At 66.4% G+C, this 16425-nt stretch carries 14 protein-coding genes; 4 read left to right on the forward strand and 10 right to left on the reverse strand.

Annotated elements, in window-relative coordinates; genetic code table 11:
- Positions 1-562: 562 nt before the first annotated feature.
- Positions 563-2635: a DUF262 domain-containing protein gene (locus LEL84_RS13690; protein WP_226511915.1), complete on the forward strand. Its 2073-nt coding sequence runs from the start codon at positions 563-565 to the stop codon at positions 2633-2635.
- Between the two features lie 305 nt (positions 2636-2940).
- Here the strand turns inward: LEL84_RS13690 and dnaB are convergent, their stop codons facing one another.
- Entirely contained in the window at positions 2941-5169 is a 2229-nt protein-coding gene (dnaB, locus tag LEL84_RS13695) for a replicative DNA helicase (RefSeq protein WP_065629486.1), read from the reverse strand.
- Positions 5170-5737: 568 nt separating this feature from the next.
- Here dnaB and LEL84_RS13700 point away from each other — a divergent pair.
- Positions 5738-6400, forward strand: coding sequence for a hypothetical protein (locus LEL84_RS13700; RefSeq protein WP_065629487.1), 663 nt, complete (start codon positions 5738-5740; stop codon positions 6398-6400).
- A gap of 83 nt (positions 6401-6483) precedes the next feature.
- On the opposite strand, the gene rplI is transcribed toward LEL84_RS13700, so the two are convergent.
- From rplI to rpsF, 4 genes are all read right to left on the reverse strand, one after another.
- Positions 6484-6939 (reverse strand): 50S ribosomal protein L9, encoded by a 456-nt coding sequence (rplI, locus tag LEL84_RS13705; RefSeq protein ID WP_058252880.1) that lies wholly within the window; start codon positions 6937-6939, stop codon positions 6484-6486.
- Between the two features lie 19 nt (positions 6940-6958).
- Entirely contained in the window at positions 6959-7216 is a 258-nt protein-coding gene (gene rpsR / locus LEL84_RS13710) for a 30S ribosomal protein S18 (RefSeq protein ID WP_004020662.1), read from the reverse strand.
- Positions 7217-7302: 86 nt separating this feature from the next.
- Complete coding sequence (locus LEL84_RS13715; RefSeq protein ID WP_058252881.1) at positions 7303-7824, reverse strand: single-stranded DNA-binding protein; 522 nt, start codon at positions 7822-7824, stop codon at positions 7303-7305.
- A gap of 114 nt (positions 7825-7938) precedes the next feature.
- Positions 7939-8220 carry a 30S ribosomal protein S6 gene (rpsF, locus tag LEL84_RS13720; protein WP_058252882.1) on the reverse strand — a complete coding sequence of 94 codons (282 nt, stop codon included), beginning with the start codon at positions 8218-8220 and terminating at the stop codon, positions 7939-7941.
- Positions 8221-8387: 167 nt separating this feature from the next.
- On the opposite strand from rpsF, the gene LEL84_RS13725 reads away from it, so the two are divergent.
- Together LEL84_RS13725 and LEL84_RS13730 are read left to right on the forward strand one after the other, a co-directional pair.
- Positions 8388-9872: a hypothetical protein gene (locus tag LEL84_RS13725; protein WP_226511916.1), complete on the forward strand. Its 1485-nt coding sequence runs from the start codon at positions 8388-8390 to the stop codon at positions 9870-9872.
- Complete coding sequence (locus tag LEL84_RS13730) at positions 9869-10441, forward strand: GNAT family N-acetyltransferase (protein WP_226511917.1); 573 nt, start codon at positions 9869-9871, stop codon at positions 10439-10441. The genes LEL84_RS13725 and LEL84_RS13730 overlap by 4 nt, the downstream gene beginning before the upstream one ends.
- A 4-nt stretch (positions 10442-10445) precedes the next feature.
- On the opposite strand, the gene LEL84_RS13735 is transcribed toward LEL84_RS13730, so the two are convergent.
- From LEL84_RS13735 to LEL84_RS13755, 5 genes are all read right to left on the reverse strand, one after another.
- Entirely contained in the window at positions 10446-10853 is a 408-nt protein-coding gene (locus tag LEL84_RS13735) for a hypothetical protein (protein ID WP_226511918.1), read from the reverse strand.
- A gap of 36 nt (positions 10854-10889) precedes the next feature.
- Positions 10890-11828: a hypothetical protein gene (locus LEL84_RS13740; protein ID WP_065629489.1), complete on the reverse strand. Its 939-nt coding sequence runs from the start codon at positions 11826-11828 to the stop codon at positions 10890-10892.
- Positions 11829-11880: 52 nt separating this feature from the next.
- Positions 11881-13527: a glycosyltransferase family 87 protein gene (locus LEL84_RS13745; RefSeq protein WP_413466982.1), complete on the reverse strand. Its 1647-nt coding sequence runs from the start codon at positions 13525-13527 to the stop codon at positions 11881-11883.
- Positions 13484-15835 (reverse strand): transglycosylase domain-containing protein, encoded by a 2352-nt coding sequence (locus tag LEL84_RS13750; protein ID WP_068972304.1) that lies wholly within the window; start codon positions 15833-15835, stop codon positions 13484-13486. Before LEL84_RS13750 ends, LEL84_RS13745 begins: the two co-directional genes overlap by 44 nt.
- Positions 15836-15962: 127 nt before the next feature.
- A complete protein-coding gene (locus LEL84_RS13755) occupies positions 15963-16355 on the reverse strand; it encodes a DUF5318 family protein (protein WP_065629491.1) in 393 nt (130 codons plus the stop codon).
- Positions 16356-16425: the final 70 nt, after the last annotated feature.

Genomic DNA, 16425 nt, shown 5'->3' on the forward strand with positions numbered 1-16425 from the left:
TCAAGTTCGCCTACCCCTCAGCCATTGGCAGCCACAAAGAGTTCTGCAATTCTGCGTGAATCGATTCCCGCTGCGCTACTCAGCTTTTCGACATCGCGGTCCAATTTTCGTAAGGCCAGGTGTGACGTGCTCCGGCTAGCCCGTCAGGTCCGGAAATCGTGGAGGAAAGCCCACCGACGACTTTGACACGGAATCCTTCCACAATCCGGTGCGCCTATCCGCGCGCGCGATGTCCTTGTCGACCCAGATGACGCAGGATGTACCTTGATCGCTCACGACTATTACGCAACAGGGCTCGCCGACTACCTCGGCAATGCGGGCGGCCGCCCACCGTGTGTTCCGACTTTCGCCAATATCAGCCACCCAAGCCCCCATCACGAAGCCCCATGACTGGACGAGGCCGGTGCCAGTCGGACTCCGATCACAGCTCGAACGGAGTCGCGAAGCGCCTCGCCTGGGCTTCTCAGGCTAGAAACATAGGTGGTACTAGTGGGTTGTTTTCCAAGCATGGACAGGAGCGTGGACGGCGGCAATGGAGGCTCACCCCCGGAGATTGAAGTCGGTGTTCCGCAGTGACCTGCGGCTTGTGGTCCCGTTGTTCCAGCGGCCGTACGTGTGGGACGAGGAGGATCAGTGGGCTCCCCTGTGGGAGGACATCCTGGCAGCGTTCGACCGCCGCGCCGGTGTCGACACCCCACCGCATTTCCTGGGCGCTATCGTCCTGGAGCAAAAGCGCGGTGCGCTGGGCAGCCTCGAGGTCCGTGAGGTCATCGACGGCCAGCAGCGACTGACGACACTGCAACTGTTCATCGCGGCGCTACGCGACACCTACATGGCGGCGAACATCAAGACCCGATTGTTCAATCACCTCCGGAAGGCGTTGGAGAACGACACCGACCTGGCCGAAGAGCCCGAAGAGCAGTTCAAGCTCTACCCGACGAACCGTGACCGCGCTTCCTACGTTTCCGTCATGCGCGGTGAGTACCGGGACAAGACATCGGACCCCAGCTACAGACAGATTCCGCGGGCCTACCTGTACTTCCGGGGGCAACTGGAGGACCTGGTGTCAGCGTGCGGGTCGGAGCAAGAGGTCGAGGACGCGCTCGACGGTCTGTCCGAGGTTGCGCTCGAGCACCTAGAGCTCGTTGTCATCGACCTCGACGTCGAGGACAACGCGCAGGTGATCTTCGAGACGCTCAACGCACGCGGCACCGCGCTGAGGGCATCGGACCTCATCAAGAACGCCCTTTTCCGCACCCTTCAGGATGGGGCCGCCGATGACGACATAGAGGATCTGTATCGGACGTACTGGGAGCCGCTTGAGAGCGAGCAGTGGCAGGCCGAAGTGCGGGTTGGCCGTCTGAATCGACCGCGGCTCGACGTCTTCGTCGGCTACTTCCTGACAGTTCTGCTGCAGCGGGAAGTGCAATCCCACCAACTATTCCCCCAGGCGCGGACATACTTCGACGGCGACAAGGAGATGGCGGGGATCTTCCTCAAGGAGATGTCGCGTTACGCCGCCGTCTACGCCGGAATCGACGACCGCTCGATCACGTCGAACGCGGAGAGGGCACCTCTCGATCGGCTTGAGATCGTCGACACCACGACGATCATGCCGGTGCTGTTGTGGCTGTTCGCGAACTCCTCTGGGGCGCAACGGGAGCGGGCAATAACGCTGTTGGAGGCATACCTCGTCCGCCGCGCGATCTGCCGGCTTACACCGAAGAACTACAACCGGTTGTTCTTGGAGCTCACCCGTCGGCTCGAATCAGCGACGGAAGCCGCCGATGTGGTCGTGGAGCGGTTCCTCGTCGGCCAGCGATCCGACTCGGGAGCGTGGCCGACCGACGCTCAGGTCGTCCAAGATATGACGCGTTTGCAGCTCTACCGGCTGCTGAAGCGCGATCGTCTGCAACGACTGTTGCTCGCAATCGAGAACGAGATGACCACCGACAGGACGGAGCCTGTGCCGCCGAGCAAGAAAATCTCGATCGAACACCTCATGCCCCAGGCGTGGCACGAGCACTGGCCTGTCGACCCACGTGACGGTGGTTCGCAGGAGGAACGCCGCGACGAACTGGTGCATACGATCGGAAATCTGACGCTCATCACGCAGAAGCTCAACGCGAGCGTCTCCAACGGTCCTTGGTCGGTCAAGCGCGAGAACTTGCTGAAGCACTCGGCGCTAACGATGAACCGGTCGCTGCCGACAGTCTGGGATCACAATGAGATTGAGCAGAGGTCACTTGTTCTGGCCCGAGTGGCCGTTCGGATGTGGCCGCGCCCCGATGAGGCTCCGGCGCTCGAGCTCTCGGACAGCGAGCGTGAACTTCGACCCGACCGGGAGAGAGCAGTGGCAGCGTCCAAGTCATCACCCCGGCGCACGACCGGGTCAGGCATGCGACGCCGGGACATCGGCCAGCACATCGTGAGCGTGTTCAGCGAGTTGGACTCTGGTGAGTTCCTGACGATCAGGGAGATCAGTCGCACGCCATCCGAGCAGTATCCGGCGAACGACCCTCCATCTGACGGCGCCATCTCGATTCGTCTGTTCCCGAAAGGCACCAGATCCTCGACGGTGCCCGGCGTCGAGGGCGTCATCGTAGGTGGGCGGCGGGGTGCGCGAAAGCTCTAATGGCCTCGGACTGATAGTCAGGGCCCTTCTGGATGAGCGGTTAGTGCCAAACGCCGATGCGGTGAGAGTCCGACGCTACCGACCTGAAGCCGATGTCGTGCGAGACCGCGCAGGCTGCGTCTGGGTGGCGTTAACGGTATGCGTCTAGGGCAACCTCCGTTAGGCGGCAATCCCCATCCTCCCGATCTCTCGCCTACAGGGAATCGCGGATGCCCTCGGACGCTGCGAGGCGCTCATCGATCAGGTCCATAGCCTCCGACGCCGCCATCGAACGGCGAGCCTTCGACACCAAAAAGAGTCGACCACTACCCCCGCGCCATGTCCACGAACCGGGACAGGTGCAGCTGGTGTGCGACGGTGATGGTGGCGGTCGGGCCGTTACGGTGCTTGCCGACGATGATGTCGGCCTCACCGGCGCGCGGGTCGTCGCGTTCGATGGAGTCGGGGCGGTGCAGCAGGATGACCATGTCGGCGTCCTGCTCCAGCGAGCCGGACTCACGGAGGTCCGACACCTGGGGCTTTTTGTCGGTACGTTGCTCCGGACCACGGTTGAGCTGACTGATCGCGATCACCGGGACCTCGAGTTCCTTGGCCAGCAGCTTCAACTGGCGGGAGAACTCCGACACCTCCTGCTGGCGCGACTCGACCTTCTTGCCCGACGTCATCAGCTGCATGTAGTCCACCGCAACGACTTTCAGGTCGTGCCGCTGCTTGAGACGGCGCGCTTTGGCGCGGATCTCCATCATCGTGAGGTTGGGTGAGTCGTCGATGAAGAACGGCGCCTCCGAGATCTCACCCATTCGACGTGCGAGCCGTGTCCAGTCGTCGTCGCTCATCGTGCCGGCACGCATGTCGGCGAGCTTGATCTTCGCCTCCGCCGACAGTAGGCGCATGACGATCTCGGTCTTGCTCATCTCCAGCGAGAACATGGCGGCGGTCAGGCCGTGTCCGATGGCCGCAGATCGCAGGAAGTCCATCGCCAGGGTCGAATTGTGCGTCGGGACCATCGCTTCACCCGCGAGATACAGGTGGTCGGCGTTGTCGACCTGCACGCAGCGCACCGGGACCGGATCGACGGGGCGAACGGCGACGACGCGTCGGACACCGGCCCGGCGACGCAGCTCCTTGTGCCGAATCGCCTTGTGGTGCACGGTGAACACGTCTTCGTCGGCGTCGACGCGCAACCACCCCGTGGCCGACCGCTTGTAGTTGAAACCGAGCCCGGCCACGAGGTCGGCGACGACCGCCGTCATGTGCCGCGTCGCGGCGGGCACGGTGATCCAGCCGTCGTCGTCCACCGAGGCACGGGCATCCAGCAACCCCGCGAGCAGGGCACGACGCTGCGCGATCGAACCACGGAGATACTCGTACGGAATCCGGCCACCAAGGTCCGCCATCAGCGTCATGACGTCGACCGGGCCCTCCGCGTCGATGCGCATGCTGATCTCGGGATCGTCGAAGGCCATCCCGGCCAGCGCCGCCACCGTGTACGGGCCGTACGCGAACCGCTTGCGCGGCAACTCGAGCGGCGCGGTGTTGCGCACGACCGCGCAGCCGACGTGCGCCCGCAGGCCGGCGGTCGTGATGACCCGCCGCTCGCCGTCGATCTCGGCCGCCCACTGGTGTTGCTCGTCGGCGACGATCGTCGCGCCGTCGTTGAATTCGATTTCGTAGCAGGGCCGTTCGGTCATCACCTCGGTGGCGGCGACGACCCGGGTGGGCCGGCCGTGGGCATCGAGCAGGAGATCGCCGACCCCGACCTTGCCCATCGTGGTCCAGCCGGTGGGCGTCGGCAGCGGGGTGTCGAGCGCGAGCGCCTTGCCGACACCAGGACGCGCGGCGACGATGATCATCTGCCCGGGGTGCAGCCCGTTGGTGAGCTTGTCGAAATCGGCGAAGCCGGTCGGGACACCGAGCGAGATGCCACCTCGCGACGCGATGGAGTCGATCTCGTCCATCGTCGGCTGCAAGAGATCCTCGAGCGGGACATAGTCCTCGGCGGTGCGCTTCTCGGTGACCTCGTACACCTCGGCCTGGGCGCGGTCGACCACCTCGGCGACATCCTGCCCGTCGGCGCCGGCGTAGCCGTACTGGACGATGCGCGTGCCGGCCTCCACGAGTCGACGCAGCAACGCCTTCTCGGCGACGATCTCGGCGTAGTAGCCGGCGTTCGCCGCGGTGGGCACAGTGGAGATCAGCGTGTGCAGGTAAGGCGCACCGCCGATGCGCTTGAGCTCGCCCGCCCGCTCGAGTTCCGCGGCGACCGTCACCGCGTCGGCGGGCTCGCCTTTCGAGTACAGGGTGAGGATCGCCTCGAAGACCGCCTGATGGGCCGGACGGTAGAAGTCGCCGGTGCGGATCTTCTCGACGACGTCGGCGACCGCGTCCTTGGACAGCAACATGCCACCGAGCACCGATTGCTCGGCGGCGAGGTCCTGCGGGGGCTGCCTACCGAAGTCCTCGGCAGGGATCTCGTCTTCCCGGCCTCGCCCTCCGGCAGCGGGGCCGCGCCCGCGGTCATCCACAACAGCCACGCGTGTCAAACCTCTCGCAACGTTCGATCCCACCCGACATCGAATGAGTACGACCCTGAGTCTGGTGTCGGCCCCGGTAGGCCACGTCGCGAGTCCCCGGTGTCGACGTCGTGTTCTGGTCAGTCTCTTCCTATCGGGTGGCACCGACAGCGAAGTGTCGTGTGCGCCGAGACGGACGGAGACGCTGAGGCGTGACACTAGGACGTCTGCGACCGCTACTCAAACCGACCTGTTGACGGATCTGGGGAACACTTGTGGACGGTGTGTGAGTTGCGCGGGGACGAGTTGTGCAGCCTTTGTGGACAACCTGAGGAATCAGGGTGTGAACAACACAGTTTTCGCAGGTCAGCGCCCTGACTGATTTCCACAATCAAGTAATTGGAAATCCTTTGTACTTCTTCGGCGCGTCGTCTTGCGGGCGTGTTGCGGACACCTGTTCAACTCCCCGTGGCGAATCTTCGGGTGAACATCCGGTGTGGTCTGCGTTACACCTGGCCAGAGGCCGGGCGACGCCGGTTCGCACGATTCTGCGGCGATCGCCGAACGACTCCCCTTCGGGTGTGATGCAATGTCGATCGTGTCGAGGTTGGGGTTGAGGTCCGTCGTCGTCCGTCGTGCGGTCACCGTGCTGGCGGCCGTGACCGCTGCCGCCGGGCTGGCGGTGGCCCCGCCGACGTCCGCCGCGCCAGGCCCCTCGATGCCCCTCGAGTTCGATCTGTCGCGCTATCAGCCGGTCGCCCCGACGACGTTCCGATCGCTGGCCTATGTCGACAACGGACGGTCCTTCTTCACCACCGGCAGGTGGGTGTGCGAGATCGGTCCCGGCTACCGCTACGTCGGCTGCGCGGGCCGTCCCGCGACCGCCCCGCCGAACGCGACCGGTGCGGTGATCTCCGACGATCAGCAGGGCCCGTGGTGGGCGCGTGCCGATCAGACCTACCGGTTCGGCCCGGAGAGCGGCTTCCGGCCACCGGTCCTCGGTGTCGGCAAACGGGTCACCATCGAAGGCGTCACGTGCACCGTGCCCCGTCGCGACACCGTCGCCTGCCGCACCGGCGACCGCGCTCTCATCTTCACGCCCGCCTGGCACAAGTTCTTCTTCCCGTCCTGGGACACACTCGGTCCGGGCAACAACGCGGTCGACCACAGCGCCAACCCGGCACCGCAGTACCTTCCGCCGCGACTGCAGTACTGGAACCAGCTGCCGGCCAGTCCGCCTGCGCCGAAATAGGGTCTCACGCGGAGGCGCTCAACAGACACGACAAGGCCGGGTGGAGGATCTCCACCCGGCCTTGTGCATGTAGAACGCTGAGGTCAGCTCGCGGCGACGACGGCGAGCTGGACGGTCGCCGAGACCTGCGGGTGCAGGTTGACGACGACCGGGTAGCTACCGGTGGCCTTGATGTGCCCCTTGGGCAGCTCGACGCTGCGCTTGTCGAGGGTCGGACCGCCCGCGGTCTTGATGGCACCGGCGACGTCTGCGGCGGTGACCGAACCGAAGAGCTTGCCCGAGTCGTGGGTCTTGACGTCCAGCGAGACGTCGGCGAGACCCTCGAGGGCCTGCTTCAGCTCGTTGGCGTGCTCGAGACCGCGGACCTCGCGGGCCTCCTGTGCCCGACGGATGCCTTCGACCTGCTTCTCGGCGCCGCGGGTGGCCTTGATGGCCAGGCCGCGGGGCAGCAGGTAGTTGCGGCCGTAGCCGTCCTTGACCACGACGATGTCGCCTGCTTCGCCGAGGTTCTCCACGGCGGCGGTGAGGATGAGCTTCATGTCAACTGATCCTTTCCGCTTATCGGCTGGTCGAGGTGAAGGGCAGCAGGGCCACCTCACGCGAGTTCTTCACTGCCACAGCGACGTCGCGCTGATGCTGCACGCAGTTACCGGTCACGCGACGCGACCGGATCTTGCCCCGGTCGGACAGGAAACGACGCAGCAGCGCGGTGTCCTTGTAGTCGATGACGGCCTTCTTGTCCTTGCAGAAGCTGCACGCCTTGGTCTTGGTGACCTTCTCGACGCGAGGCTTCCGGCTCGGCTTTGCCTTTGCCATGTGTGTGTTGCTCCAGTCAATGCTGTCGGGGACGGTCGCTGCCGTTCCCGGGCTGTTCGGGGCGGATCATCGTGCCCCGACCGATATCAGAAAGGTGGTTCGTCGTCCCCGCCGCCGAACGATCCCCCGCTGTTGCTGGCAGGCGCGCTGCCCCAGGGATCGTCGGCAACCTGCTGGTTCGAACCACCGCCGCGGCCACCGCCGCCGCCCGATCCGAATCCACCGCCGCCACCGCCACCGCCGCGCGAGGCCCGATTGACCTTGGCGGTGGCGTAGCGCAGCGAGGGGCCGATCTCGTCGACCTCGAGTTCCACGACCGTGCGTCGTTCACCCTCTTTGGTTTCGTAGGACCGCTGCTTGAGCCGTCCCTGCACGATCACCCGGGAGCCCTTGGTCAGGCTTTCGGTCACGTTCTCCGCGGCGTCGCGCCAGATGTTGCAGCGGAGGAACAGCGCTTCGCCGTCCTTCCACTCGTTGGTCTGGCGGTCGAAGGTGCGCGGGGTGGAAGCCACCGTGAAGTTGGCAACCGCTGCGCCGGACGGCGTGAACCGCAATTCCGGGTCGGCGGTCAGATTGCCGATGACGGTGATGACCGTGTCGCCTGCCATGTGTGTTTCCCCTCGGGTCGTTGGTGGGCACTCGCTGATCGACATGCACCGGATTCTGGGCTCAACCCTAGAACCCGGTACCGACGTCTTCGGACGATCAAGAAACCCTGTGGATTACTTCCGCAGGACCTTGGTGCGCAGAACCGACTCGTTCAGCTTCAGCTGACGATCGAGCTCGGAGACCGTGGCGGGCTCGGCATTGAGATCGATGACGGCGTAGATGCCCTCGTTGTGCTTGAGGATCTCGTAGGCGAGTCGGCGCTTGCCCCAGATGTCGACGCCGTCCACCGAACCGCCGTCCTTACGGACAACGTTGAGGAAAGTATCGAGTGAGGGTGCGACGGTGCGCTCGTCCAGATTCGGATCGAGGATGACCATCAATTCGTAGTGACGCATAAGACCACATCACCTCCTATGGGCTAGGTCGGCCACGGACTGTCCGTGGCAGGAGGGTCGCCTGCGTCGGCAACCGGTCCAAGATACATGACCTGCCCGTTCGCAGAGAAATCCGTGGTCGCGGGCCGCCTCGGCGACACATCATGGGACCACCTACGCTGTTGCCCATGTCGGAGCGGCGGACAACCCCGGGCCGGTGGTCGGCGCGGCTCTCCGGCCGTGGTGAGACGGCCGTGATCGTCCTCGTCTCGGTGTTGGCGACAGCCGCGACGATGTTCTGGAGTTTCCAGGCGAAGCTGCGGTGCGGCGGCGCCCCGTTCGATGCACTCGGACGTAGCGACAACTGGCCGACCGGCGATCCGGACGCGGTGATCCCCTGCTATTCGGACCTGATGTATCTCTGGCTCGGTCGCGACATCAACACCCACGTCTTTCCCTATATCCACGGTGGGATCACATCGGACGGCACCCTGTTCGGTGGCGTCGTCGAATATCCGGTGCTCTCCGGCGTGCTCATGTTCGTCGGTGCGGTCGGCGCCGACACCGACACCGAGTTCTTCACCCAGTCGGCGCTCCTGTTGGCGCCGTTCGGTTTCGCGATCACCGTGCTGCTCGCATCGATGGTGCGCTGGTGGGCGTTGCTCTGGGCCGCAACACCTCCGCTGGTGCTGTACTCCTTCCACAACTGGGAGCTCCCGGTCGTCGCCACCGCCGTCGGGGCCGTCGCCGTGATGGCATGGGGCGCGTCGGTCCACCCCGTAACTTGTCGACGACGACTGCCGCTTCGTACTAGCGCGGTGATCGCGGCGGTTCTGCTCGCGATCGGATTCTGCCTCAAGCTCTACCCGGGGATCTTCGTATTGCCGTTGGCGGCATACGTTCTCACGCGCGGAGCCGGCGGAGCGCGCATGGTCGAACGACGACGAGACGCCCGCGGCGGTCTCGACTGGACGGGCGCCTGTTGGGTGGCGGGCGCTGCCGTCGTCACCGTGGTCGCGATCCAGTTGCCGTTCATGGTGCTCGGATTCGACGGGTGGAAGGCGGCGCTGTCGTTCCAGAGTCGACGACGAGCCGACGTCGACACCAATTCCATCTGGTACTGGGGGCTGCGATATGTCACCGGGACCGGTGACACCTACCAGTCGCTGGTCAGTGTGCTGTCGCCGCTGTTGATCCTCACGTCGTTCGGGGTCGCGATGTACCTCGGGTGGCGCCGCTTCGACCGCGTCGGCACCTTCCCCTGGATCGGCGTGAGCGGCGCGATGCTCGCGGGTTTCATGCTGTTCCACAAGGTCCACTCCCCGCAGTACACGCTCTGGATCCTGCCGTTCTTCGTTCTGATGAAGGTCCGGTGGCCGGTGATCCTGACGTATCTGCTCACCGACCTCGCCCTCGACCTGACGATTTTCCGGCTGTTCCCGATCCGCGATGCCGGCGATCCGCTGCCGTGGTGGATCGTCACCGGCGTCGCCGGTTCGGTGTGGGTGCACGCCGCCCTGCTGGCCTACCTGATCGTGACCCTCCCGCGGACCCCGCTCCGAGAACCGTTGGCCTCCCGGGTGGCCGCACGCGTGCACGCGGCCACCGATCGGGAGTCCGCTGACGCACCCCGGCACCCGCCGCGCAACGCGATGGCGAAAGGCTCGTCATGACTTCCTGGTTGGCGACCGGCCCCCTGGTGCACGGACGAGTCACGTTGCGACCGATCAGCATCGAGGACATCGGACCGTTGGCGCGCGTGGTCGACGACCCGACCCGATTCCGGTGGGTCCCCGGAGTGCCGACGGACGAGGACAGTGCCCGTCGGTTCGTCGACTCGGCGCTCCGTTCCCGGGTGGCGTTCGCCGTGGTCGACAACACCGACGGCAGTGTCGTCGGGTCGACGAGTTTCTACGACATCGACGAGGCCAACCGGGCAGCTTGCATCGGGTACACCTTCTACAGCGAACGCGTCCAGGGAACCGCGGTGAACCCCACCGCCAAGTTCCTGCTGATGCGCCATGCGTTCGAGGAGCGCGGCGCCGTCCGCCTCACCTGGCACACCCACGAGAACAACACTCAGTCCCGCGCCGCGATCACCAAACTGGGTGCCAACTTCGAGGGTCTGCTGCGCAAGCACCGCCGATTCGGCGACGGCTGGCGCACGACCGCCTTGTACGCGATGACCGACGACGAGTGGCCGTCGGCGAGAGATCGCCTGTTACAACGAATCTCTCCCTGACGACCTAGGGATTCGCGGTGTGCTCGGGATGGCCCTGGGTGCGCCGGTCTTCTTTCATCCGCGCCTCGTGCACGTGTCGCTGACCGTCGGTCAGGTCGGCTCGAACCCGGTTGACGTACTCGCGCAACGGGCCCCAGTAGGTGTCGTCGAAGTCCTCGACGACCTGGAATGTCCAGCGCCCCTCGAGAACGTTGCGACCCACCAACTCGGTGGACAGCTCGTCGGCGAACTCCCCGTGTCCGGCCTTTCGTAATTCGTCCACTGCTTCCCCGAGCAGCAGATCGCCGCGTCCGATGAGTTGGTGGAACGAATAGAGGTGGCCGCGGGCGCGCTCGATGTACTCGAGCGCCTCCCCCACCTTGCCGACCGCTTCCGCGGTGTCGTCCGAGATGTGTGGTGCGGTATCCGACATGATCCGTCATTACCCACCGGAGCGGTCACCCAACCGTCAGTACTCCCCGTGGTAGGAGTGCCGGTAGCGATCGCCCTCGAGCGACGCCCTGATCTCACCGACCTCGCCTCCTAGTGCGGTGTTGATCTTGTGCCCCAGCCGCTCGAACTCCTCGTGTGCGGCAGCCGATCTGGAGGTGAGCGCGGCGAGCGTGGACAGCCAGCGGTGTACGGCGCGCAGGTCGTCCGTCGTCAACGGTCCCCTCACCCAGTTCTCGCGTTCCCACGTCTGTCGTTCCCATGCCTGCCACGGATGATCCCAGCCGCTCGGCGGCGAGATGGCGAAGAGGCCCCGCACGATGACGTCGTTGCGGTCGATGCCCGCATCCGCACGCCACCCGTCGACGACCCTCGAGTAGGCGACGTAATCGGCCGCGGTCCACGTCGACTCGCGAAGGTCCCGCCAGCCGGCACGGCGCAGCGACCTGGCCACTTTGCTCTCGAGGACCGGACTCGGATGTTTCGGCTCCCCGGCGCCCGCGAAGTAGAGAAACCAGGTGAAACCGGCCGGACCCAGACGCTCGATCATGTTGCCGCCCTTGTCGGGCCGAAGCATCGCATACGCCGCGCCGGGCTCCTCGCGGCCCGTCTCGGCCGCGTCTCTCAGCAGCCCGCCGAGGTACTTCCGGTCGGCGGACACCGCGGCGATCCGCTTCTTGCCGTCGGAGGTGCGGCGGCCGAGACAGAACGCGACGACGTTCCACAGCAACGCAATCGCGTCGTCGGGCGAGTCGGTGGCCCGAGACCCCAGCGCGAACAGGTCTGCTCTGCTGATCTTGTTGCCGAGCAACGAATCCGGGAGCCCGTGTTCGGCGAGCGCGTCCGTCCACCACTGCCGGTCGACGGCGACGGTGTCGGAGTGCAGTTCGGCGGCCCGGTCGCCCGCCGAGAGCCAGTCGGTGAGATCGTCGGGGAGAGCGAGTGTGGTGTGCTTCATGGTCGTTTGGACGCAGCGGGGCCCGGTTCGGTTCCGTCGCGTTCGGTGACCGTCATCCGCCCACCGGGGCCGGTTCCCGAGGACCATCCGCCGTGCCGAGCGTCCTCGCCCGGCGGCCGATCCGGTCGGGAGCACCGTCGAGGACACCACCGGCCGGGTCGTCGTACCATCGGCCGTCGTTCCCGCGGCGGACGAGGTCGTCGCGCGGATGCCAGATCTGCCAGAGGACGACGGCACAGAGGACCAGCACCATCAGTCCGCGGAGCACGACGGCTGCGGTGAACCACTGGTCGGGAAGCCAGCGACGTTCGGCCTCGAGGAACAGACTCATCCGCGGCACCCAGATCAGGGCGTCGAGCGTCATCCAGGCCAGCAGCAGTCGAGTATGTGGAATGGCAAGCACGGCAAGCGGAACCAGCCACAGCGAGTACTGGGGACTCCACACCTTGTTCACCAGCAGGAAGCCCGCCACCGCGAGAAAGGTCAGTTGGGCCACGCGGGGTCGGTGCGGCGCGAGGATTCCGATCGCGGCCACCGCCGCGATCACGGCGACCGTCAGACCCACCGACAACGCGTTCAGATAACCGATGTTCCATGTGAAACCAGCCGAGTCGGCCACGATCCGGTAGATGGTGTCGGGGTCCGCCGACCGATCGCCGTTGAATCGGAAGAACTCCCACCACCCCGTCGGGTACGGGATCAGGATCGGCAGGTTGACCGCCAGCCAGGCGCCGATCGCCGTCGCAGCCGTGATCCCGAACTCGCGGACTCTCCCGCTGCGCAGACAGAGCGCACCCAGCACCACCAACAGGAGTGCGGGATACAGCTTCGCGGCCGCGCCGAGCCCGATGAACAGGCCGGCCACCCAGAACTTCTCCCGCGACCAGGCCAGCAGGGCCACCGCGACGGCCGCGGTGGCGATGGCGTCGAAGTTGGTGAACGCGTGGACGACGACGAGGGGGGACAGCGCCACCAGCCATACCGTCCACATGCGGGTTCGCGCGGTGAGGGCCGTCGCCCAGACGGTCACGAGCCAGAACGCCGCCAACGCCAGGGCGGCGATGGTGAAGAACAGCACGACGTCGAGCGCGCCGGGGACACCCCAGTTGGCCTCGGCCCAGACCCAGCCCTGCGTCAGCTGCGCCGCGCCGTACATGAACATCCCGGTGACGACCGGATACTCCATGTACCGCTTGATGGTCTCGCCTTCGGAGCCCTCCTGGAACCAGAAGTCGCGGTAGGGCAGCGCTCCCCGGTTGAGGCGTTCCGCCCCGAACAGGCTGATCACGTCGGAGTAGCAGAGGTTGGTGAACTGACGCTGATCGTCCCAGTCGAGCCGCATCTCGGCGCTCGCGCCGGCGGCCCCGGAGTCGGCCGGCGCCTGTTGCAGGCACCCGGCCTTGCCGAACCAGCCGAGCGCGAGTCCGCACAACGCGAGCGCGAAGAGCACCCGCAGCGGAGTCAGATGCCGGCCGCGCCCGATGACGGCGTGCGCCCCGACCGGCCCGCCGACGAGCGAACTCGCCTCTCGCACCAGACCGTCCGTGCGCGTCGGCAAGATGCGTGTATCGTCGTCACGCTGATCGCTCGCCAGTGGTGCAGGGCTGTCCCAGACGGGTTCAGAGCCGCTCGCCGCGGAGTCGGCCGGGTCCGGGTCAGCCGATGGGCGGTTCAGGGACTCCTCCGCCACCGTCTCCACCGCCGCCGGGTATCCCGCCGAGGTCGCCACCGTCGCCACCGCCGGTGTCGCCACCACCGTCGCCACCACCGGGGCTGTTCCCGCCGCCGGCGCCACCACCGCCGCCGTTGCGCGGAGCGCCCGGGATCGGGATCGTCACGCCTGGTGCGAGGGTGAGGTTGCCGTCACCGCCCTGGTCGGGGATGTCGAAATTCGGTATGGAAGGCCCACGCCGGGGCTGCGACGGCGCGTACGTGGTGGCCGGTGCCTCATACGGCACGCCCGCCACGCCGCCGACCGATTCCGGCTCCGGGAACTGCTTGATCTCCTTGCCCTCGAGCGCAGCATCCATCGCCGACTTCCAGATCGACGACGGCAGGCCGCTGCCGTAGATCGACGCGCCGTTGTAGTTCGTCAGGGCTGTGCCGTCGCTGGTGCCTACCCAGACCGCGGTCGACAGCTGCGGGGTGTACCCGACCATCCACGCGTCCTTGTTCTGCCCGGTGTCGCCGAGCTGGACGGTGCCGGTCTTGGCCGCCGACGGCCGCGAACCAAGAGACGAGTCGTAGAGCGAGTTGCCGTTGGAGTATGCCGCCACCGGTTCGAGCGCCGCGCTGACGTTGTCGGCGACCTTCGCGGGGAAGACGCGCTTGCCCTCGGTCTTGCGCTCGTAGAGGACCTGCCCCTCGGCGTCGACGACCTTCTGGACGAAGTGCGGCTCGTGGTAGACACCCGATGCTGCGAGCGTGGCGTATGCCGAGGCCATGTCGATGACCCGGGACTGATACTGGCCCAGGACCACACCGCCCTCGGGCTCGCCGTTGGCCTCCTGCAGGGTGTGCTCGATGTTGCCGAAGGACTCGGCCACACCCGCGCGGTGCGCGGCGTCGGCGACCGCCCGGGCACCACCGTCGAGGTCCATCATCAGGCGGTAGTACACCGTGTTGAGGGACATCTTCATCGCCGTCGCGAGGTTGCAGGTACCGCAGCTCTCACCGTCGGAGTTCTCGACGGTGAGTCCGCCGCTGGCCTGGAACGGCGCGGAGCTGTAGGTCTTCGACAACGGGATGTCCTGTTCGAGCGCCGCGACGAGCGCGAACACCTTGAACGACGACCCGGTCTGCAGGCCCGCCTGGGCGAGGTCCCAGCCGCCCGGGTTGTCGCCGCCGTAGTAGCCACGCACCCCGCCGGTCTGCGGGTCGATGGACACCACCGACGCGAGCAGGTCGTCGGGTTCGCCGTTCAGCTCGCCTTCGGGGCACTTGTAGATCCGGTTCTTGCGGCAGGCCGCCTGGACGACGCCGTTCTGGACCTGCGGGTCGATCGTGGTGCTGATCTTGAGACCACCGGTCCGCAGTTGCTTGTCGGTGATGCCGATGCGGTTCAGCTCGGCGAGGACCTGTCGCTTGATGAGGCCGTTGGGCCCGGGGGTCTCGTCGGAGTCGCTGACACGCGCCTTGACGGTCTTGGGGAAGACCGCGTTGTCGGCCTGCGCGCGGGTGATCGCACCGGTCGCGACCATGCCGTCGAGGACGTAACGCCAGCGCGCCTCGGTGACCTCGCGGTTGGTGTCCGGGTCGTAGTAGGACGGCGCGCGGATGACCGCCGACAACAGCGCGGCCTCTTCGAAGGTGAGCGGGTTGCGCTCGGCGCGACGCTTGTCGGTGATCGACTTGTTGAAGAACTTCTGCGCGGCCACCGCGACGCCGTAGGCGCCCCGGCCGAAGTAGATCGTGTTGAGGTAGGCCTCGAGGATCTTCTCCTTCGACCAGCCGTGCCGGTCGTTCATCTTCGCGGCGATCGCGAGCTCTTTGAACTTCCGGGAGTAGCTGACCTCGTCACCGACGATCGCGTTCTTGACGTACTGCTGCGTGATGGTCGAGCCACCGCCGGCGGTCTGGTTGCCGGTGATCTGACCGATGGCAGCGCGGGACAGGCCGCGGGGCGAGAAGCCGTTGTTGGTCCAGAACTCCCGGTCCTCGGCGGCGACGATCGCCTGCTTCATCGTCTCGGGGATCTCGTCGAACGGGACGACCGTGCGGTTGCCGTCGGGCGAGGTGACGTCTGCGAGGGTCCGCCCGGACGTGTCGACGATGGTGGCCTTCTGGCTCACCTCCGGTTCGGGGATCTCGGCGGTGAAGTAGATGGCCGCGAACGCGATGATGAGCACCAGCACGATCGCCGGCACGATGGCGCCCACGATCCCCAGCGCCCACGCGAACCGTCGGTGTCGTGTCGCTGTCTGACTCCTGTTCTGACCGCCGCCGCCCGGACCGGGTCGGACTCCGGTGCGTCGCGGCGTGGGCGAAGAACCACTTGCCTCGCTCATCGTCCACCTTCCTACCGGGTCGCACGGACATTCGTCATCCGGCGAGCACGGTCAACTTCTCTGGCCTCGTGCCGCTCCACTGTGACAGCAGGCCACCGCCCCGGGCAAAAAACCGCAGGCCGGCGCGCTACTTGGCCACGCGTCGGGAGCGACGCGTGGTCTGCGGCGGCAGCCCGGCAACGTACGACTGGACCAGATGGTTCCAACTGCAGGTCCGGCACACCTCGACCACGTGCACCGAGAACTCCTCGGCGGTCGTCGCGAGCCGGGCGATCTCCTCGTTGCTGCGCGCCGACCCACTCACCTGACCGAGGCGGTCGCCGAACACCCAGGACACCAGCGTGACCTGCTCTTTTCGGCAGATCGGGCACATCGTGGTGCTGGGCCGACCATGGAATTTCGCGGCGCGCAGGAGATACGGGCTCGCATCGCAGACCTCGGCAACGGCGGTCCGGCCCGCGTGGACCGAGGACAGCCGAGCGCGCCGCTGCAGGGCGTAGTCGACGATCTGGCGTTGCACGGTTCTCAGGGTACGTGGTCTCCGCCGGGGCGTCGGGCCGACGGGGTCCGGCACGCGGGTCCGACGGACC

Origin of the sequence: Gordonia sp. WA4-43 (assembly GCF_020520305.1) — a bacterium.
Lineage (GTDB): Bacteria > Actinomycetota > Actinomycetes > Mycobacteriales > Mycobacteriaceae > Gordonia > Gordonia hongkongensis.